A 17,704-nucleotide genomic window follows, 5' to 3' on the forward strand; every position below is an offset into this window, starting at 1 on the left:
ACGGGTCAAGCACGGTGCCCACCGCGAAATCCGACGGTTCCGTTCAGATCACCACCGTGATCGAAAACGCCGACGCTCCCACAGCATATGAATACAGCATCGGTGGGGCAGACGGGGCAGCACTCCGACTGTTCGAAGACGGCAGCGTGGCGATCGAAGGCACGGACGGCGCCTATCTGGGCGGTGTGGTGGCCCCGTGGGCGTATGACGCCGCGGGGACACCAGTGAAGACCTGGTACGAGGTGAAAGGCTCCTCGCTGGTGCAAGTGGTCGCTCACGACGCGGGAAGCTACGCCTACCCGATCGTCGCCGACCCGTGGTTGGGGATCAACCTGTTCTCCTGGATCACCGTCGACTCCTACAACAGCCAGCCTCGCGTCAACCTGCAGCCCAGTCCCTGGGGTGCCGCACAGTGGGCCTCCATCGGTGGTCAGGTGGTGATGAACACGGCCGGGTGGGACGAAGCCTGGAACTGGAACAGCACCGTACGCTCCGGTCTCAGCAAAGACAGCCAGCGTCAGCAGTTCGAGTGCCACTCGCTCGGATCGCCGTTCGCAGGAACGTGGAACCTCGAAAAGTTCCGCCCGAACCGGACGGTGCACTGGAGCCACGGCGTCGCCGTCCACCACTGCAACTGGACAACCCCTAACCAGTACTAGGAACACCAGTACTAGGAACGCTGCCCGGTCGGGAGCATTCAGCCCGACCGGGCAGGCCCTCTATTGCTATATGCCATGCGTGGGAATATAACTGAATGCATGGCATCACTGACTTCACCCGCATTCTGGATCCTCACGAGCCTGGCGGGTGGGCGACGGCACGGGTACGAAATCATGCGCGAAACTGCTACCGAGTCGGGCGGGCAGGTGGACCTCAAAGCGACCACCCTCTACGCAGCTCTAGATCGTTTGGAGCGCGAAGGGCTGGTGACCCCCGATGGGGACGAGGTCGTGAATGGTCGGGCTCGCCGCTACTTCCGGATCACCGACGAGGGGTCTGTCCGGTTGCGGGGGGAGGTCGAGCTAATCGAACGATCCGCGCGGGCGGCACGTGCCCGCCTCGCGACAGGGCAGGCGGCGTCCGTGACGCCGCGGATTGCGATGGTGTGAGCATGGTGAACCAGGACCCTTTTCGGCGACTGCTGCGCTGGTACCCGCGAGCATGGCGGGAGCGCAACGGTGACGTCCTCCTCGGTGTCATGCTCGACGCCGCCGAGCAGACTGGCCGCAACACCCCCACGCTGTCTGAGCGATGGTCGGTGATCACGCATGGGCTCGGCACCCGACTGGACCGACGCGTCGCGTTCGCCGCAACGATCCTCGCCCTCGTAACCGCGGCCGCCACCGGGCTTCTCACCGCCTGGGGCACAGGTTTCCCCGCTACCGCGACGGGCGCCTGGTTGTTCCCGGCACTGGCAGTCTTCGTCGGCCCCGTCTTCGTCGTGGCCGCCGTGTCAGCACTCGCCCGTGATCGCGGGTTCCTGACCGAGCCCCGTGCCGTCATCACGATCATCCTCGCCACTCTGGCTCTGGCCGTCGCGACGCTCGCGCAGATCTCCTGGGCTCTCGGCTTTGACGCCGCGGACCAGGGTGTGAGGGCCACCGGGCTTGCGGCAGCATGGTCGTGGCTGTTCGTTGGGGCATGGGCGGTCGGCGCTGCCGCGATCGCGTTCGTCGTCGACGCGCTGCTGCGACGCACCCGCGTGCGCGCTGTCGTGATCGTCATTCTCGCGGTGGTCGCGGGGATTCTGCTGGCGCCAGCGGTGGGCCTGAGCCTGATTTCTCCCTACACCGTCGCGATCGCCGCCAGCGTGCTCGCCGTTGCGGTCGTCAGGGGGAGACGTCCCGTCGTCCCCGCGCCTCAGCCAGCGGTCGTCACGGCCGTGGAGGCGAAGGTGGTCCCTGCCCGAACTCGCGTTGCCGCGCGTCTCCTCGCCGTCATGGCCACGGCCGCGAGCGGGTTCGGGGCGGTCTATGCCGTCACGGGCTCCGCCTGGGGTCCGGCGCGCGATGCGACTGAGGCAATGGTTCAAGGCATCATCGTCTCCCTGACCGCTGCGATCCCGCTGATCGCCGCGATCGGCATCATTGCTGCCGCGCGCAGCCGGGCAACTCCGGCGCAGACGTGGGGGCCGTTGATGCTGGCCGTGCTCGCGGTCGCGGCCGTCGCGGTCGCCTACCGGGGTGCGCCGGCCTGGGAGAACATGGCCGGCGGATTCGCTGTCGGCTCGGTACTCGGGGGAGCGGCGATCGCCTGGTGGACCGCACTCCGGTTGCCGGGCATCGCGAAGACTCGCGTGACGGTCGCGGTGCTGATCGGTGTCGTCTACGCAGCGTTCCTCGGGATACTTATCGCGCCGATGCTGGCCTTCATCCTTCCCCTGCTCGCTGCCGCATTCGCGATCTGGACACCGGGCCGGCCACCACGCCTACGCCCCTCACACACCGTCGCCTCGCCCGCGTCGAGCGGCCCGTTGCCCCGGCTGAGCTGATGACGCAGCTGCCTCATTTCGCTCGAGCACACCGGCTCCTCGCCGCGGCTACAGCTCTCGTTCTCGCCGGCACCCTCCTGGCCGGATGTGCGCTGCTGGACCGTCATTCGCAGCTCACGATCGCAATGCTGATGAACGACGAGGGATACACCACTGACGTGACCACCAATCCCGTCGACATCACCGAGACCGTCTGCACGGAGGAACTCGATTGCGTGGAGGCGTACAGCACCGACGAAGCGAACTATTACCGGTTCGGCAGCCGCGAGGCCGCTGCGGATTACGTCGCCTCCATCGATGACGGATTCGCCGTGCACTACATCGCCATGGACTTCACCGGAAAGGACAGCGCCTCACCCGCCGCGCAACGTTCAGCGATGGAACGACTCGCGGGGACGTGGCAGGACTACGACGGCACCTTCCCGGACCGATGATGGCTCTCTCCGCAACCCCTGTCGACCCTCGCTACGCCACCGGCATCGACGAGCACCCCCTCTACCGCGTCGACTTCTGGACGGCGACTCGTCGAGCGATGAGTGGCGCATCGAAGGTGCCGTAGACCTCCATGAAGTTCTTGACTGGGCCACTGCGCGTGCGGAAGGCCGCTCGATCGTGATCTACGTCGAGATAGTGAGCGAACGCGGCAGGCTAGCCCGCATTCTCGGGAAAGAGCCGATCTGATGCGAGGAACGGACACTGGGGCATCGTTCTTCGAGCCCAATCGTGCACCCTGCCAACAACGGAATCGACGAGTGATGTTCCTCGGAGAATACGAGGCGCACAGGAGAGAGGGCGGACAATGCGACTGCACGAGCTAGAGAGCGCGCTGAGCGCTATCGGTCCCTTCTACCGAATGGTCCTCGACGCCGATTCCACCTACAGCTGGGGGCCGGTACTCGATGAGGGTCCGGTCGCGGTGTGCTCCTTCCAAGAGGGCATCCAAGACGGTCAGGACCTCGAAGTGCGGGTGTCCACCTACCCGAGCGGCCACACGATACCGGCTGTGGGGCGACGCACCAATCGATGGGCGAAGGTCTACATCGACGGAAGGTTTGTCCGCGACGCGGAATTCGTTCAGACCGGTGGGGAGTGGATTGCCGTCGTAGTCGACGCGCAGAACCGAGCGGTGCGCATCCAGGGACACGGAGCGTCCCCAACCGAGTTGCGACTCGCCCTAACGATCGGCGATCACTTCCCAACCACTTAGCTGCAATGGCCTGCGCTTCGACCCGCCAGAAGGACGGGCCGAAGCGCAGATGCGGTCACCAGCCGCAGTCGATGTTGCCCTGATCGAACGTGTCGTACACCGTGGGTGTGGTGTATTCCTGGCCGTTCTTGGCCATCACACCCAGACTGATGGCGCGGAATGACGTTTGATTGTGGTTGGGGCACGTCCACGAGAGCTGCTGAGATTGTGAACTTCCACCGCCGTAGTTGTAGGTCCTCACCCCCGTTACCTCGTTGGGTGTACCAAAGGCGCCGTGATAGGCGGTGACCGCATCTGGTGAGTGAGGAATTGGTACGGACCACTGACACACGAGGTCAGCGTGTCGTTCGTGATCTTCTGGCCGTTGCGGAGGATGAGAACGTACAGGCCGCAGCCACTCGGATACGCGCGCTGCGCCGCGCCCTCGCTCCCCGAGCTCTGGTAATCGCCCGCTTGTGCAGTGATAATCTCCGACCCGTCCGCCGTGGACTGTTCCATCCAAGCCCGAACGCTTGCCTGCTGCGCCGGGTCGTCGATGGTAGCTAGGGTCGCATCGATCGCCGCCTCGTTGCTGTCGGCGACAGACACATCATCGGCGGGCGGCGAGGCCACCGCCGCGTTAGCGGCCGTGCCCCCGCCGAGCGTGAGTATTGCGGCCATTTGTGGCCGCCGACAGGGTTGCGCTCCATCGTTTGGGGCTCAATTCGTTCTCCTCACTCGTTGTACCAAGAGTCCAGGGCGGGCTCACCATGTAGATGTCCGCTCGGTTGCAAACGGTTCATTCAAGGCATCGCCGGAAACGATCGGTTTCGGGATGTCGCTTTGCTGCGGCGGAAGGCGAGGACAGCGTCGGTTGCGGTGAGTGCGGCGAGTGCGGCTAGGAGGATTCTTGCTGTGGTGTCCGTTGCTGGTGAGTCGAACACGGGCCCGGCGAGGCACCACCACAACAGGAGACCGGCCCCTGCCAGGGATAGCAGACTGCGGGCTCGCAGCGTGGGCACGGTCCATCGTCCGGTGATGAGCACGATCACGTACAGGACGAGGTCCGCCGCCCATAGGGGAAGGATCCAAGGCGCCCGCCACTGCAGGAAGTCGGGGTCGAGTGTGAGGGCTGTGATTGCGGGTTCGGGAAGCCAGGGTGCCCACGAGGCGAGCCAGGGCAGGCCGATGACGACGGTGGCGCCAAGCACCCCGGCCGCGATTGCGACGACTGTGCCTGGGCGACTGACCAGGTCGCGGTCGATCGTCCGGGGCGGGGTCGGCGTCCAGGCCTTCGGCCTGGATTCGCGGCGGTGTTCGACCAGTGCTCCGATGAGCGCGTAGGTGGTCACTACGCCTGGCCACCACAGGGCACCGATGCCGGGGCCGAGCCACCACACGGTGAGGCGACCCCACCAGGTGTCGGCGCCGTAGTCCCAGCCAGTGACCGGGATGACGCCCAGCATGATGGCCGGCAGGGTGATCGCCCAGATCAGCGCGACGCCGCCGAGCGCGATCCAGGTGAAGCGCGGGGCGTCTGAGGGGCGGATGATGGTGAACCCGGCGGGCCGGTAGCGGTCGGCCACGTCCCGCGGTGCACCGAAAGTTGTCAGTAGTTGCATGGCGAGCGAGGAGTCGGCGGGGCGACCGGCCTCCGCTGCCCGACCGGCGAGTTCGTCGTCGAGCAGCGAGCGCAGCTCGAGAGCGACGTCGGTGCGCTGGCGTCTGGGCAGGTGCCGCACGACGTCGGCGACATAGCTGTCGATGATGGCGGTGGGGTCCACGTCAGTCCTCCTCGGTTAGGAGCCGGTTCATCACCGACGCCAGCGACCCCCATGCGGAAGTCAGATCTGTGTACACACCCGTGCCGAGCGCGCTGAGTTCGTAGTACCGGCGTGGAGGCCCGTCGTCCGCCTGCCACTGCGAAGCGAGCAGTCCCTGGCCCTCCAGCCGGCGCAGCAGCGGGTAGAGCGTGCCTTCCTCGATGGGCATCCCTCGTTGGGCGAGGGCTTGCCGTAGCGAGTATCCGTATTGCGGTGTGCGCAGCTGGGAAAGCACGGCCAGTACGAGGACACCCTTGCGGAGGTCCTGCTCCAGCCGACCGAGCTGTGTCGGACTATCTACCATGAGCAACACAGTACATAGTCGTGCACAGTAGTTCAAATGACCGCTTCGAGATTGCTGCGCAAGCATGGTCGCGCGGGGGCGGTCGGGGCATGATCTACGCCGAGTTCGCGGACGACGCGAGTTCGGGCCTGCGCGATTGTTCGGACTAGGAGCCGGATTCCCGAGCGAGGTTTAGCCCGCTCGAGAAATGAAGAGTGCGGCGTCAGCCGGCGACACTGCTAAGGCAATGCGGTCGGATCGCACAGGTGGCGACGAAGCGATCCCGCGCCGTCGCCACCTGTTCCTTCTAGCGAGGATGCGTACTCGGCCGCTGCGGTGAACCGCTTCCGCTGGCCGCTTTTCGGTAGCGGCTGTCGGTGATCAGCATCACGGTCACCCACACCAGGATCGAAAAGACCGAAGCGGGACAAGCCCACGACGGATTGCCAGAGTTGCTGATGAAGATCACGTTCAGCACGATGAGCCACGCCACGGACCCGAGGAAAGGGCGAGATGGATAGGAGAAAACAGAATCGACATTCGTCGTTTCAGAGAGTGACGACACTCGGTGGCGGTCATCTGCATGTCCCTCCCGCGTATGTGCCGAACCAGGGGACCCACCCGCCGGGTCTCACAATGAATGTAGAGGTGGCGAACACTTCAAGACACCGCTTCGGGCTGGAGTTTTGAGCGACCCCCGCGGTGCAACGGCAGAGCCCGCGGCGATGCACACCCCTTGTAGTTCCGGTCGCCCCCCACGTTGTGTGGTCGCCGACGGGCTGATCGCGACCAGCTTGCGCTCTGCCGGCGTGTTCCCCGACACACAGTCCGGCTACACACCGTCCAGAGCCGCGGTGAGCGCCGCATCTGAACCGAACGTGTCGGGCGAGACCACGAGAAGGGTTTCTCTTGATGCTGCCCAGCGCCCTTCAACGGGAACCACGTATATGGATGCGAGCCCTCGTGCGGCAGCGGCCTCGGCGCGGAGGATGAGCGCGGTCTGACGATCGCTGAGGTTGCCTCTCTGCGAGATCTCTGCCTGCCAGCTTCGATACTCCTCACCCCACGCGCCCTCCGGCCCTGCGGCGGTGAACCATTCAGCCGGTTGCTGATCGGGAATGTCGACGCCCTGAACGGATGGGCGCGTGTAAAGCAGTTCGTTGCACTCCCACGCCTGCTGCCAGGCCTCCAGCCACATCTGCTCGCGGGAGTCTTGTCGAGGAAGTACGCTCCCCGGACTCTCGATGGTGCGTGCCAGATCCTCTGGCGCGAGGCTGAGGTCCCAGATCTTCCGCAGGTACAGAAGCCGATGCGGAACGTCGTCACCCCAGACCAGCATCGGTCCCGTTCCTGCAATCTCTGGTGTCGTCGCCACCCTGTTGGATTGCCCTAGAAATTCCATTGCGCGATCTCCTTCGTCGGTAGTCCACGGGACCTAGTTCACCAGCGTCAAGCCCGTCCCAATGGTCACTTGCCTGCCGTGCGGTGCGAGGGGAGCCGGCCTCGTGCGGCCGACTCCCCACACCTCGTGGGTCAGAAGCCGTCTGACGGCAGGCCAGCGCCGCAGACTGTGCCGGTGGTCAGGATGACCGCACCGCCGGCGATCGCCGTCCCGCCTGTCGAGCTCGCGTAGAGCACACTTCCTGCACCCGTCCACGTTGCCGGCGACGGCCCCGACGGCCAGCTGAGAGTCGTCGCACCGTAGCCCGTCCAGAAGGTCACGTCCCAGTAGATCCGGTTCGACACTGGTCCCGTCACGGTGTAACCCGTCACCGCGCTCACGAGACGGCCACTCGCGCTTGCGTCCACGAAGGACGAGCCACAGGGGCCGTACACGGTGCCTCGAGCAGCCGTCGAGCCATCGCCAGGCTGTGGCGTCATGATCCCTGTCTCAGCGTTCTCTGCTTTGGCTTCCTCGGTGACCGCGACAGATTCCCACGACCCGTCGTCGTAGGTGACGATCTCATAGCCGTTCGCTTGAGCAACATCCTCGTCGTACCCCGTCACGTACATCGTCGTTTCGACGCGCGTGTGAGTCTGCCCACTATCGATCTCCGCCACGGAAACAGACACATCATCGGCGGGCGGCGAGACGACCGCCGCGTTAGCAGCCGTCCCCTCGCCGAGCGTGAGTATTGCGGCCATTGTGGCCGCCGACAGGGTTGCGCTCCATCGTTTGGGGCTCATTTCGTTCTCCTCACTCGTCGTACCAAGAGTCCAGGGCGGGCTCATCATGTAGATGTCCGCTCGTTCGCAAACGGTTCATTCAGTGCATCGCCGGAAACGATCGTTATCGGGAAGGGTGATCAGGGGTGCTTTGCGGGGCGCCAGAAACGGGTGCCGTCTCGATATCCGTTTCGGGACGATCGGTTTTGGTGCAGGGTTTGACCGCTTGCAGTTCCGGGTGGGCGCCGTCAGTCGCGGCGGAGGGCGGTGACGTAGCGACAGGCGATGGCGACAAGCGCGACGAGGGCGGGGATGAGCCAGAGCGCGGTGGGGAGCGAGGTGGCGTGTGATAGCAGGCCGATCAGCGGTGGGCCGCAGAAGATGCCGACCCATCCGATGCCAGAGACGACGGTGACGGCGAAGCCGGGGTGGGTGCCTTGGAGCCTGCCTGCTGCACTGAACACGGTAGGGACGACGGTGCCGCAGCCGAGCCCAAGAATGAAGAACCCGGCGATCGCGGCAGGGACGGTCCCGATGAGGAGGGCGCTGGCGAATACGACGGCGGCGACGCCCGTGAGGAGTGGGAGGAGTACGTGCACGGGGAATCGGGTGATGAGTCGGTTGCCGAAGAGGCGGACGATGACCATCGCGAGAGCGAAGCTTGTGTAGCCGAGGCCGGCGGCGACGGGACCGCCGTCAAGGGATTCGCGGAGGTACACCGATGACCAGTCGGCCACGGCTCCTTCCATGAGGAGAGTGGCAAAGGCGATTCCACCGAGGACGAGCATTACCGGAGAGACGCGGCGTCGGACCTTCTGAGCGGGGTCGATGGTGGAGTCTGCTGCGGGCTCGACGTCGGTTAGCATGCGCGTGCTTAGCCACAGGCCGATGAGCAGTGCGGGTGCTCCAATGATGATGAGTTGGAACGTGAGTGACGTGCCGAGCGCGACCCCGGCTGTGCCGGTTGCTGCGCCAACGAACGCACCAATGCTCCAACTGGCCTGCATGCCATTCATGAGCGGCCGGTCGCGGGCCTTCTCGACGGTAACGGCTTGGGTCGTCATCGCGATATCGAGCAGTCCTTGAAATAGGCCCCAGATCAGGAGTGCACCGAATAGTGCCCAGACGGTGCCGGTCAAACCGACGAAGGGACCGGCGAGGCAGGAGCCCGTGAGAGCGAGTTGCACAAGTCGACGACTGCCGAGCCGAGGGATGATTGCCGAGCTGACGGCGACGGCGAGAAGTGAACCGGCGGGGACGCCGAGCAGGGCGAGCCCGAGCATGCCGTCGTCCATCCCGATCTGTTCCTTAACGTGCGGGATGTGCGCTGTCCACGATGCGAAAAGCAGACCGTGCATGAAGAACACCGCGGCGACGCCTGCTTGCGCGCGTCGGCCGGCGAGCTCGTTCAACGTCGACGGGGAGCTGGTTCCGGCCATGGCCGAACGATACTCACCACCACCGACGCCAGATGGTGTGACCTTGTAGGTTTCCTCAATCGCTCGAAACTGACCGGATTCGAGCGGCTCGACACCCTCTGTTCTTGGCCGGCAACATGGACAAGCTGACGCGCGTTCAGCGGCTCGTCGACAGAATCGAGGTGCCGAGCGGGGCGTCGATCCGGTGCTCTACGCTGACGACATGAGCTTAACGTTGGTCTTTGACGGAGACTGTGCATTCTGCAGCCGCGCAGTGACATGGCTGGGCGGCCACGTCTCCTTCACCGCCCAGCCGTGGCAATTCGCAGACATCGAAGAACTCGGGTTGAGCCTCCAGCAGGTGGAGTCATCGGTGTGGCTGCTGGAGAACGGTAGGAGTCCGGTCGGAGGAGCCGACGCTTTCGCCCTCCTGTTTAGCCGCGCGCGCATGCGACGCTGGCGGATCGTCGGTGCCCTGATGCGATGGCGTGGCATCCGTCACGCTGCCCGGCTCAGCTACCGGTGGATCGCTCGCCACAGAAACCAGATGCCCGGTGGGACACCCGCCTGCGCAGTTGTATCATGACCCCGCTTCAGGCTACCTGCCACACACGCTTCCCCGCCATCTAGAACCCGCGCACCTGGTCCACAGCACGTAGGTGGTCGAAAGGGCTGGACTGAACGATAAATATATCAAGACGACCGACTTACAAGTAAGCTCCTGCATAGCACAGTCTCGTGCGACCCCGCCCCTAGTAGTGGAGAGTGCTATGCAGAGTGAAGTTCTCGAAGTCCAAGAGTTCGCAAACCAGATGCTGCGGCACGCCGAGCCTGGCATGCGTGGCGACGCATCCAACCCAGCGATGACAACACCCGCTTTCGTCACCGCCGCTCAGTTCGTCATCCAGGGAAGCACGATCTGCCTGATCTGCTGAGGAAAGATCGACCTTCCGCCGGAGACGCCGATAGCGAGTCTCCGGCGGAAGTCATGAGAGGGGTGTCTACACGATGAGGTTCGGTCGCGGGATGCGGAGGGCGAAGCGGCATCATGAGGTGCGTCGTACCCCAGCAGAGTCTCGACAAGGGGCACTGGATGCGACTTTTTTGCCCATTGCTGTGGGCCAGGTGCTGGCGTCAGTAGAGTCCCTCATGATTGGGGCGCTCTATAGGAAAGATGGGCTGCTCCGCGGAGTGTCTGCGATCGGCGTGCCACCTGGCAGTCCTCGATACAGATTACTCAACACACTGGACTCGGCGCGGACGCCCCGGGTGCTCGCGACGATCACGCTTGTAGCGTCGGGAGTCCTTCTAGCCAGCCGCGGAAACCGGCGTCTTCAGATCGCTGCGTCCGCTGTGATTGGTGGCGTCAACCGTTTGAGTGAGCTTCGGACGCCTTATGGGCGCGACGGCGCTGATCAAATGACCGGAATCGTAACGCAATATCGCACGGTATCTGCGCTTGTGCCCGACCGTGCACGCTCCGACGAGCTGTTCCTGCGTGCCCTCAACGTTCAGGCTGGTTTGAGCTACTTCGTGTCGGGTGTCTCGAAGCTATTTGGTTCTAGCTGGGTTCAGGGCGACGCGATCGGTGAAATTCTGCAGACGGAGGCGTATGGCAATGGACCCGCCGCTAGCTTACTGCGACGATTCCCCCGCTTGGTCCGGCTGCTGACATGGGCCACGCCGCTGTGGGAAGTGTCCTTTCCTCTTATTTACCTACTGCCGAGCCGATGGGCTCATACCATGCTGCTCGGCGTAAAGGCATTTCATCTCGGCATCGCCGGTGTGATGGAGTTGCCGCGCTTCGTGTGGGGATTCTTTGGTTCTCACGGTGCGGTGCAATACGTCGTTGATCAGCGCAGCCAGGCCCGACGCTCGGCCGGGTCGCTGGAACGAGTCACCCTCGCCTCCGCCGCGGTCATAGCGAGCGTGAGCGCTGGCTATGCCGCCTCACAAAGGCAGTTCGACATCGAGAGACGGGGAGGTTTGAAAGGCACCAAGCTCCTAGACGTGGACGACGGAGTGGTCGAATACGATCTGCGCGCCCCTTCGGACCCTTCGGTGAGTGCGGAGTCGGCTCCCGTCGTCATCCTGGAGGCCGGGCTCGGAAGCCCCCTGGAGGCCTTCTCGTGGGTGGCGGAGCTGCTGGCGGTTGATCACCATGTGCTGTCCTACCACCGTGGCGGCTACGGCCGGACGACGTCGAACCGGTCGCCCGGAGACCTCGTCGCGGCGCTCCTAGCCCACGTGGTGTCGTCCGGCACGCTGATATCGGTCTCGCATTCGATAGGCACTCTCGCCGCCGCGTCATACCTCAGGCGCGGCTTCGGCGGTCGATTCATCTCTAGTGCGGTCGTCATCGACGGAACGAATCCCCATCTTCTCGCCGACGATCGTGTGGATCGTCGGCGGCGTGGAATGTTCCTCCAATCACAGGCTGGGTCGATGTATATCGCGCTGACGGGCATCTACAATTTCGTCCCGCACGCGATCGCGCGCCAATCCGCGTTCGCGCCTGACGATCAACTGGGCGTGGTCCAGTTCAGCTTCTCTCCGCGGAACATACTCCGCGCCACACGGGAATACTTCAACATGCCTCTTGTTGATGCGATGCCGTCACTTCTGGCGGTTCCCCGTCGTCGGGTCATCGCCTCGAAAGAGTACGAGCAGCAGGAGTCGGAGTTTGCTCAGGCGCTTGACGCTCCGATCGTCGTCGTCGAAGGCGCTTCACATCGTTCGATTCTGGGTTATCGCCAGTACGCGCAGCAGGTAGCACAAATTGTCCGGGAGACGAGTAGCGATGACTCCTAGCGTCGCGCGTTTTGCCACCACAGTCGCGTCAGTGGCCCTCACCGCCCACGTGGTCGCTACGGTCTTGCAGAACACGCCAGACTCGTACAACCTCGATCTGCGCCGCTACGTGGCTGGATGGACCATCCCTGGCTGGCGGTTCTTTGCCCCGAACCCGGGTGTTCACAACGTCCATTTGCTCGCACGCACACGAGGCACCGAGTCGAGTGATGGGCCAGGCGACTGGCGTGACATTACTCCTCCGACGCACCACAGCATGCTCAACGTGCTGTTCAATCCGCGCAGCCGCGGCCCGAAAGCACTCTTCGATGCCATGCAGCAGCTGTCGGTGATGCAGTCGAACTACAGTGCGATGGAGTGGATGGTGACTAGCCTGCCCTACCGTCTCGTGACCGACGCGACGAGGGGTTTCCTTCAGACGGAGATCGCGCCGCAGTTCCAGTTCCTCCTGATGAACTATTACCCAGCTGCACAACCAGGCAGGCGCATGCTGCCCGTCCTCGTCTCGACGTGGATGCCTCTGCACCTCGCCCCGGAGTCAAGGACGTGACGGCAGATCAGCAGCCACCTACCTTCGCGGGCTCGGAGCTTCATATCCACGTCTCGGGCTCTATCAGTGCTTCGCTCGTGCCCTGGTGGATTCACTGGTTGCGATACACGAATCCGGATGTCGTGGTGAACCTGTCGGTGTCCGAGAACGCCCATCGGTTCGTTTCCGTCGATGCGCTCGATCATCTCGCCAATGGCGAGGTGTGGTCGGACAGCTGGAGCAGTCCGAGCTTGACGTCCGGGTGGCGGCTGGGACGCACCGGGCGTTCTCAATGCATCATCGTGTTCCCGGCCACGCTCGACACCGTGATGAGATTGTCTCAGGGGCGGGCGGACTCGCCAGCGCTGATGATGATGCAGATCACTAAACTCCCGATCGTCATCGCCGAGGTATCTCCGGCGGAAAACGAGGTGACTAAGTACTGGCGGGAGATTCTGCTGAGTCGTTCGAACGTCTCTTTTGCCCCGGAGGTTGAGGGCACGCGCGCCGACGACCGCTCGATGGCGCCAAACGGCTTCAATTTTCCCGGGGCACTTGCTGTTGCGAATGCTGCCCTGTCCACGGCTGAACGACGATGACGCGGGCAAGCATGATTGACGTAACGGATGTCAGTGTCCGCTCGAGCGGCATCGAGCTTCTACCTGCCACTTCTCTACAAGCCGGCGCGGGGCAAGCGGTCGCAATCCGAGGCAGGAACGGCTCAGGAAAGTCGACTTTGTTGCGGGTTCTCAACGGGTCGTACGTGCCCACCACCGGGACGGTTGCGGTCGCCGGACGTGACCCGCGCGTGCGCGACGCCCGATCGAGGCGGCGCACCGCGTCGATGATTGGCTTGCCGCCGATGGCGCTCGACCTCACTGTGCGCGACCACGTCGAACTGGTCGCCACCACATGGTACGACTCTGCTGACGAGATCCACGACAAGGTCGAGGTAGTGCTCGGTTTGCTTGACTTGACGTCGCTAGAGGCGAGGTTTCCGCATGAACTGTCGTCTGGACAGACGCAACTCTTCGGCTTATCTCTCGTGCTGGCACGCCCCTTCGATGTATTGCTGTTGGATGAGCCGGAGCAGCGCCTCGACCCGGAGCGCCTGGACTTGGTAGTAGCGGCGCTTCGCGACGCGCGCGATGCTGGTGCGACGGTCGTCGTCGCGACGCACAGTGAGGCGCTTTCGAATCAGCTGGCCGATTCGGTCGTGTGGTTGGGCGCTCCGGGATGACATCACGACTACGTCGAGCCCTACGTGTCTGGGATTCGCGGCATCGCCGGGGCGCTGCCACCACGGCATACGCGGCTTACGCAGCCGTTCTCGTGGTTGTCGTTGTGGTTGTCCCGGTCGCGCGGGCGGTCTGGCTGGCACTCGTCGATCCTGCAACGGTCGCGTTTCTTGTTTCGTCTTCCGGTCCGGAAGCGGTGACAGCCGTCGTCAGCTTGTTATGGGCTGCCCTCATCGTGGCTGGGCGGTTCTTAGGCCCCGCCGTGCTCTCCCCGGTCCTCGCTTTCATCGCGGTCGGGAGCGATCTGCCTCGGGCCCGCGTCTTCGCCCGTCCGCTCCGTCGAGCTCTGTCGATTCCTGTACTGGTTCTGTTAGCGGCGTCCGCCGCGTGCGGCACGGCACTTGTCGTCGCAGGCGTCTGGTCGCTCGGACACTGCGCGCTCTTTGTGGCGGCAGGCTTCTTGGCGGGACTGATTTCCGCCGTTCTCTGGGTGGTCGGACAGGTGTTCCCGCGCGGGGCGGTCATTATCGGCGTTGGTCTGGCCGGGGGAGGTGCAGCTGCTCTGCTCTGGCCGGCTTTCGGCGTCGTCGTACCCGCTGCATGGGTCGGGTTGGTCTTCAGTGATTCAGGTGGGTGGGTGGCGGTTGTCGGGCTCGCAGCGCTTGCTGTCGTGCTGATGTCCGTCGTGCCGGTCCTGCTGGAGCGTCTAACTGTCGATGACGTGGTGCAACAGTCCGTGCGTCGTGAAGCGACGGTGGACCATGCCGCCGTTCTCCAGCTCGGGGAATTGTCCGCGTTGTACCAGGCGAAGCCGACCGCAGGGCGGTTCCGCCGGGCGGTGCGTGTGGGCCGCCCAACCCTTTGCACGTTCTTCCTCGCCGATCTCATCGGTGCGACCCGGACACCGGGTCGCCTCTTGGCAGCGTTTGCAGGCACGATCGGTGCGGGTGTGCTTCTTGCGGCCGCGGTCGTGCTGCCCGGCGGGGCCGGGGTCGTGTGGGGCACCGCCGGGGGGCTGATGCTGTTCGCCGCCATCGGACCGTTGACCGACGGCATCCGGCATGCGGCTGCGGCCACGTCAGAGCGCAGCATCTATGGCGTCAGTGACGGGTTGCTGTTGTTCGCGCACTTGACGATGCCATTCGCCGTCATGACGGCGCTCCTTCTCCTCGCCGTCGCGGTGACGAGCGCGGTCTTCGCCGCTCCTTTCGTGGACTGCGCCTTAATCGTGGTCTCGGTCGGCGCCATCGCCATCGGAACGCGCATCGGCAACGCGTTGAAGGGCTCTATGCCGTTGTCGCTGCTGGCCGCGGTTCCCACACCGTTCGGAGATCCGATGGCGCTCGTACGGGTCGCGTGGGCGGTGGACGGCTTGCTACTGGTAGGCGTGGCGGGAGCTAGTGCTGGTGCCGGCGCTAGCGCCGCGGTGTTTCTCTTTGGTGTAGCGGCAATGGCTGCTGTTGTCGGTTTCGCGCGGTGGCGCCGACGCTCACATTGAGTTGTGGCCAGAACGGGTCGCAGCCGACCATCCTCACGCCTCCTGCGGCTACAGTGTGGGCGTTCACTTGAGTTAGTCCCGAAAGTCCCGATCCGAGTCGTAAACGTCTTGCACGGTTCCGCCCGCCATCAGATCGAGGTCCTTGGTGGCTGGCCTCCCCGTCCGAGAATGAACTTCATAATGTCGCCGGAAACGATCGGTTCTGAGCAGCACCGATCCCGCGCAGCGCGTCTCCCGAGAATCCGCGGAAGAGCAGATGGTCAAAACCCTTGTCGAAACCCCATTCTGTGCAAAACCTCGCCTGGAGGTTTTTGAGCAATTCCGGTAGACTGGGAGGACGAGCAGGGAGGTCCCGATGAGCATTCCGCACACCGCGCGCATGGCGGTCGTCGCGCCTGGCCTCGAGCGGCCGATCGACGTGGAGAACGTCATGGCCGAAATCGAGAAGGGCCAGCAGCTCGCCGGTCACTTCCCGGACGCAGATGCGCTCGTGCGGGCCCGCCGCGTGCTCGTGGGGGAGATCTCCGAAGAGGACGCGATGCGCGAGGTCCGCCAGGCGTTCCGCCCGGCGTGAGCGTCGACGACAAGTACACCTACCCCGGGTCCGGGGGAGTGCTGGTCAACCACTACAACATTCGCGACGCCGAGCAGCTGGACAAGGCCGTCAACGCGATCGCGTCCGTGCGGTGGGCGGCCATGTCGCGCGAGCCGGTACCGGAGCGGTTCGACGTCGCGCAGTTGCAAGCGATACACCGTCGCCTGTTCGATGAGATTTACCCCTTCGCCGGACAGCTGCGCGACGTCGACGCGCAGGCCGTGAGTACTGGCATCCCGTACAGCCGACCCGAGTTCATTCCCGATCAGGCCCGCTCTATCGACGACGGGCTGCGCCGCGACAACTATCTCCGCGCCCTGCCGCACGACCAGTTCGTCGACCGGCTCGCTTACCACTGGGGGGAGCTGACGGCGCTGCATCCGATGCGAGACGGTAACACGCGCAGTCAGAGCGCATTCGTCACCCAGCTCGCCGCGGCCGCCGGCTATCGGATTGACTGGGGACGCGTCGACGTCGACGCGTTCCGCACTGTCCGCCTGCACGCGGTCGCCAGCTCGGCACGGCCGTTGGCCGACTACCTCCGCGATCGCGTGGGGAGTTTCGCCGAGCGCGATCGCGCCGGACAGCACAGCGCGATTTCCGGGTTGTCGTTCGAGCAGACCCCGGAGGGGCAGCAGATGCGTGCGTTGATCGAGACGCAGCGACGTGCGCTCGGCCAGGACCCGGCGAGCATTCTCCGCCCGCCGTCAGAAAACCGCTCCACACGGCGGCCGCGTCCGCCGGAGAGCAGAAAAAGCGAACGGGGAGTGGGACGGTGATCGACGCCGACGAGAAAGCGATGCGGGCCACGGTCGTGGCGGACGCCGCACACAGCTCCGCCATGTCGAATCTCCAGACGGGCACGGAGTATCGAGCCGATGCAGCCGCCTACGTGGACGGCCTGATCGACGTCGACGAGCTTGGCCGACGTACACGCCGACGCTATGGCGTGCCCGAGGAGGATGGACAGTGAACGTCGTTGGATACGCCCGGGTGTCTAAGCGGGAGCAGAACCCGAAGGCGCAGGAGGCCGAGCTGCGCGCCGCGGGAGCTGCGCGCGTGTTCGTCGATCACGGCGACTCCAGCCGGGTCAAGGATCGCCCGAAGTGGGTCGCGTGCATGGACTACCTACGGGCCGGGGATGTGCTGTTGGTGCGGCGACTCGATCGGCTCGGCGGGACCGAGCGCATCCTGATCGAGACGCTGCACGAGCTGGAGGACAAAGGCGTCGATATCAAGAGCCTCACCGAACCGGTGATCGACACCACGACCCCGATGGGTCGTGCCCTGTTCGGCATCGTCGCCGTGTTCGCGCAGCTGCGCGTGGACACGATCCGGGAGAACACCCGGCTCGGTCTGGAGTACGCACGCGCCCAGGGCCGCGTCGGTGGCCGCCCCACGGTGATGAGCGCCGAACGGGTCGAGGTCGCACGACAGATGCGCGCTCAGACCCCACCGGCGACGTGGGACACGATCGCGAAGACGTTGCAGGTCAGCTCGGCCTCCGTCCGCCGCGCCCTTGCTCAGCCGGAGAACGTCGGGCAGTAGAGCGAGAGTTGCCCGAGATGAACCTCGTTCGGCGGTTCTTACATTGTGAGCCCCGCCCCACCGCTGCCCTGAACATCGGGTGTCCCCCGCTCGCTTTGATGTGAACCCGATTCGGCCG

At 64.6% G+C, this 17,704-nt stretch carries 23 protein-coding genes and 1 pseudogene; 16 read left to right on the forward strand and 8 right to left on the reverse strand.

Annotation, left to right across the window (positions count from 1 at the left end):
* From F6B43_RS19165 to F6B43_RS19185, 5 genes and pseudogenes are all read left to right on the forward strand, one after another.
* Positions 1 to 659, forward strand: a pseudogene (locus tag F6B43_RS19165) (hypothetical protein); the annotation flags it as partial.
* A gap of 99 nt (positions 660 to 758) precedes the next feature.
* Entirely contained in the window at positions 759 to 1,109 is a 351-nt protein-coding gene (locus tag F6B43_RS19170) for a PadR family transcriptional regulator (protein WP_150450672.1), read from the forward strand.
* Between the two features lie 2 nt (positions 1,110 to 1,111).
* Complete coding sequence (locus tag F6B43_RS19175) at positions 1,112 to 2,491, forward strand: hypothetical protein (protein WP_150450674.1); 1,380 nt, start codon at positions 1,112 to 1,114, stop codon at positions 2,489 to 2,491.
* Positions 2,491 to 2,925, forward strand: a complete 435-nt coding sequence (locus F6B43_RS19180) for a hypothetical protein (RefSeq protein WP_150450676.1) — start codon at positions 2,491 to 2,493, stop codon at positions 2,923 to 2,925. The genes F6B43_RS19175 and F6B43_RS19180 overlap by 1 nt, the downstream gene beginning before the upstream one ends.
* A gap of 419 nt (positions 2,926 to 3,344) precedes the next feature.
* Positions 3,345 to 3,698 (forward strand): hypothetical protein, encoded by a 354-nt coding sequence (locus F6B43_RS19185; protein ID WP_150450677.1) that lies wholly within the window; start codon positions 3,345 to 3,347, stop codon positions 3,696 to 3,698.
* A 55-nt stretch (positions 3,699 to 3,753) separates the two neighbouring features.
* Here F6B43_RS19185 and F6B43_RS19190 read toward each other — a convergent pair whose 3' ends face one another.
* The 8 genes from F6B43_RS19190 to F6B43_RS19225 form a co-directional block, all read right to left on the reverse strand.
* Complete coding sequence (locus F6B43_RS19190) at positions 3,754 to 3,939, reverse strand: hypothetical protein (protein WP_150450679.1); 186 nt, start codon at positions 3,937 to 3,939, stop codon at positions 3,754 to 3,756.
* A gap of 5 nt (positions 3,940 to 3,944) precedes the next feature.
* Positions 3,945 to 4,358, reverse strand: a complete 414-nt coding sequence (locus F6B43_RS19790) for a hypothetical protein (protein WP_150450681.1) — start codon at positions 4,356 to 4,358, stop codon at positions 3,945 to 3,947.
* Between the two features lie 122 nt (positions 4,359 to 4,480).
* Positions 4,481 to 5,461, reverse strand: coding sequence for a hypothetical protein (locus F6B43_RS19200; RefSeq protein ID WP_150450683.1), 981 nt, complete (start codon positions 5,459 to 5,461; stop codon positions 4,481 to 4,483).
* Between the two features lies 1 nt (position 5,462).
* Entirely contained in the window at positions 5,463 to 5,804 is a 342-nt protein-coding gene (locus F6B43_RS19205; RefSeq protein WP_150450684.1) for a PadR family transcriptional regulator, read from the reverse strand.
* A 286-nt stretch (positions 5,805 to 6,090) separates the two neighbouring features.
* Positions 6,091 to 6,276 carry a hypothetical protein gene (locus F6B43_RS19210; RefSeq protein ID WP_150450686.1) on the reverse strand — a complete coding sequence of 62 codons (186 nt, stop codon included), beginning with the start codon at positions 6,274 to 6,276 and terminating at the stop codon, positions 6,091 to 6,093.
* Positions 6,277 to 6,615: 339 nt separating this feature from the next.
* Positions 6,616 to 7,122: a hypothetical protein gene (locus F6B43_RS19215; protein ID WP_150450688.1), complete on the reverse strand. Its 507-nt coding sequence runs from the start codon at positions 7,120 to 7,122 to the stop codon at positions 6,616 to 6,618.
* 194 nt (positions 7,123 to 7,316) lie between these two features.
* A complete protein-coding gene (locus F6B43_RS19220) occupies positions 7,317 to 7,970 on the reverse strand; it encodes a hypothetical protein (RefSeq protein ID WP_150450690.1) in 654 nt (217 codons plus the stop codon).
* Positions 7,971 to 8,197: 227 nt separating this feature from the next.
* On the reverse strand, positions 8,198 to 9,388 hold the full coding sequence (locus F6B43_RS19225; RefSeq protein WP_150450692.1) for an MFS transporter: 1,191 nt from the start codon (positions 9,386 to 9,388) through the stop codon (positions 8,198 to 8,200).
* Positions 9,389 to 9,590: 202 nt separating this feature from the next.
* Between F6B43_RS19225 and F6B43_RS20160 the strand changes: the two genes are divergently transcribed.
* The 11 genes from F6B43_RS20160 to F6B43_RS19280 all read left to right on the forward strand — a co-directional run bounded on the left by F6B43_RS20160 (position 9,591) and on the right by F6B43_RS19280 (position 17,586).
* The gene (locus tag F6B43_RS20160; protein WP_425486865.1) at positions 9,591 to 9,953 is read left to right on the forward strand and encodes a thiol-disulfide oxidoreductase DCC family protein; all 363 of its coding nucleotides are present in this window, start codon (positions 9,591 to 9,593) and stop codon (positions 9,951 to 9,953) included.
* Between the two features lie 184 nt (positions 9,954 to 10,137).
* Entirely contained in the window at positions 10,138 to 10,302 is a 165-nt protein-coding gene (locus F6B43_RS19235; RefSeq protein ID WP_150450695.1) for a cypemycin family RiPP, read from the forward strand.
* A 484-nt stretch (positions 10,303 to 10,786) separates the two neighbouring features.
* Complete coding sequence (locus F6B43_RS19240; protein ID WP_211368214.1) at positions 10,787 to 12,178, forward strand: alpha/beta fold hydrolase; 1,392 nt, start codon at positions 10,787 to 10,789, stop codon at positions 12,176 to 12,178.
* A gap of 31 nt (positions 12,179 to 12,209) precedes the next feature.
* Complete coding sequence (locus tag F6B43_RS19245) at positions 12,210 to 12,728, forward strand: hypothetical protein (protein ID WP_211368215.1); 519 nt, start codon at positions 12,210 to 12,212, stop codon at positions 12,726 to 12,728.
* A complete protein-coding gene (locus tag F6B43_RS19250) occupies positions 12,725 to 13,306 on the forward strand; it encodes a CypD family RiPP peptide-cysteine decarboxylase (protein WP_150450699.1) in 582 nt (193 codons plus the stop codon). Before F6B43_RS19245 ends, F6B43_RS19250 begins: the two co-directional genes overlap by 4 nt.
* A gap of 11 nt (positions 13,307 to 13,317) precedes the next feature.
* Positions 13,318 to 13,947 carry an ABC transporter ATP-binding protein gene (locus tag F6B43_RS19255; RefSeq protein WP_150450701.1) on the forward strand — a complete coding sequence of 210 codons (630 nt, stop codon included), beginning with the start codon at positions 13,318 to 13,320 and terminating at the stop codon, positions 13,945 to 13,947.
* Positions 13,948 to 14,039: 92 nt separating this feature from the next.
* On the forward strand, positions 14,040 to 15,443 hold the full coding sequence (locus F6B43_RS19260; RefSeq protein WP_150450703.1) for a hypothetical protein: 1,404 nt from the start codon (positions 14,040 to 14,042) through the stop codon (positions 15,441 to 15,443).
* A gap of 355 nt (positions 15,444 to 15,798) precedes the next feature.
* Entirely contained in the window at positions 15,799 to 16,017 is a 219-nt protein-coding gene (locus F6B43_RS19265) for a hypothetical protein (protein WP_246160068.1), read from the forward strand.
* On the forward strand, positions 16,014 to 16,817 hold the full coding sequence (locus tag F6B43_RS19270; RefSeq protein ID WP_150450704.1) for a Fic/DOC family protein: 804 nt from the start codon (positions 16,014 to 16,016) through the stop codon (positions 16,815 to 16,817). The genes F6B43_RS19265 and F6B43_RS19270 overlap by 4 nt, the downstream gene beginning before the upstream one ends.
* Positions 16,814 to 17,011 carry an antitoxin VbhA family protein gene (locus tag F6B43_RS19275; RefSeq protein ID WP_150450706.1) on the forward strand — a complete coding sequence of 66 codons (198 nt, stop codon included), beginning with the start codon at positions 16,814 to 16,816 and terminating at the stop codon, positions 17,009 to 17,011. The genes F6B43_RS19270 and F6B43_RS19275 overlap by 4 nt, the downstream gene beginning before the upstream one ends.
* A complete protein-coding gene (locus tag F6B43_RS19280; RefSeq protein WP_150450707.1) occupies positions 17,008 to 17,586 on the forward strand; it encodes a recombinase family protein in 579 nt (192 codons plus the stop codon). The genes F6B43_RS19275 and F6B43_RS19280 overlap by 4 nt, the downstream gene beginning before the upstream one ends.
* The last annotated feature ends 118 nt before the right edge of the window (positions 17,587 to 17,704 follow it).

Source organism: Microbacterium rhizomatis (assembly GCF_008710745.1).
Lineage (GTDB): Bacteria > Actinomycetota > Actinomycetes > Actinomycetales > Microbacteriaceae > Microbacterium > Microbacterium rhizomatis.

What these genes read in the sequence shown, in the direction of transcription:
- F6B43_RS19170 (WP_150450672.1), top strand. Translation starts at nt 759, where the DNA reads ATGGCATCACTGACTTCACCCGCATTCTGGATCCTCACGAGCCTGGCG.
- F6B43_RS19175 (WP_150450674.1), top strand. Translation starts at nt 1,112, where the DNA reads ATGGTGAACCAGGACCCTTTTCGGCGACTGCTGCGCTGGTACCCGCGA.
- F6B43_RS19180 (WP_150450676.1), top strand. Translation starts at nt 2,491, where the DNA reads ATGACGCAGCTGCCTCATTTCGCTCGAGCACACCGGCTCCTCGCCGCG.
- F6B43_RS19185 (WP_150450677.1), top strand. Translation starts at nt 3,345, where the DNA reads ATGGTCCTCGACGCCGATTCCACCTACAGCTGGGGGCCGGTACTCGAT.
- F6B43_RS19790 (WP_150450681.1), bottom strand. Translation starts at nt 4,358, where the DNA reads ATGGCCGCAATACTCACGCTCGGCGGGGGCACGGCCGCTAACGCGGCG.
- F6B43_RS19205 (WP_150450684.1), bottom strand. Translation starts at nt 5,804, where the DNA reads ATGGTAGATAGTCCGACACAGCTCGGTCGGCTGGAGCAGGACCTCCGC.
- F6B43_RS19215 (WP_150450688.1), bottom strand. Translation starts at nt 7,122, where the DNA reads ATGCTGGTCTGGGGTGACGACGTTCCGCATCGGCTTCTGTACCTGCGG.
- F6B43_RS19220 (WP_150450690.1), bottom strand. Translation starts at nt 7,970, where the DNA reads ATGAGCCCCAAACGATGGAGCGCAACCCTGTCGGCGGCCACAATGGCC.
- F6B43_RS19225 (WP_150450692.1), bottom strand. Translation starts at nt 9,388, where the DNA reads ATGGCCGGAACCAGCTCCCCGTCGACGTTGAACGAGCTCGCCGGCCGA.
- F6B43_RS20160 (WP_425486865.1), top strand. Translation starts at nt 9,591, where the DNA reads ATGAGCTTAACGTTGGTCTTTGACGGAGACTGTGCATTCTGCAGCCGC.
- F6B43_RS19235 (WP_150450695.1), top strand. Translation starts at nt 10,138, where the DNA reads ATGCAGAGTGAAGTTCTCGAAGTCCAAGAGTTCGCAAACCAGATGCTG.
- F6B43_RS19240 (WP_211368214.1), top strand. Translation starts at nt 10,787, where the DNA reads ATGACCGGAATCGTAACGCAATATCGCACGGTATCTGCGCTTGTGCCC.
- F6B43_RS19255 (WP_150450701.1), top strand. Translation starts at nt 13,318, where the DNA reads ATGATTGACGTAACGGATGTCAGTGTCCGCTCGAGCGGCATCGAGCTT.
- F6B43_RS19265 (WP_246160068.1), top strand. Translation starts at nt 15,799, where the DNA reads ATGAGCATTCCGCACACCGCGCGCATGGCGGTCGTCGCGCCTGGCCTC.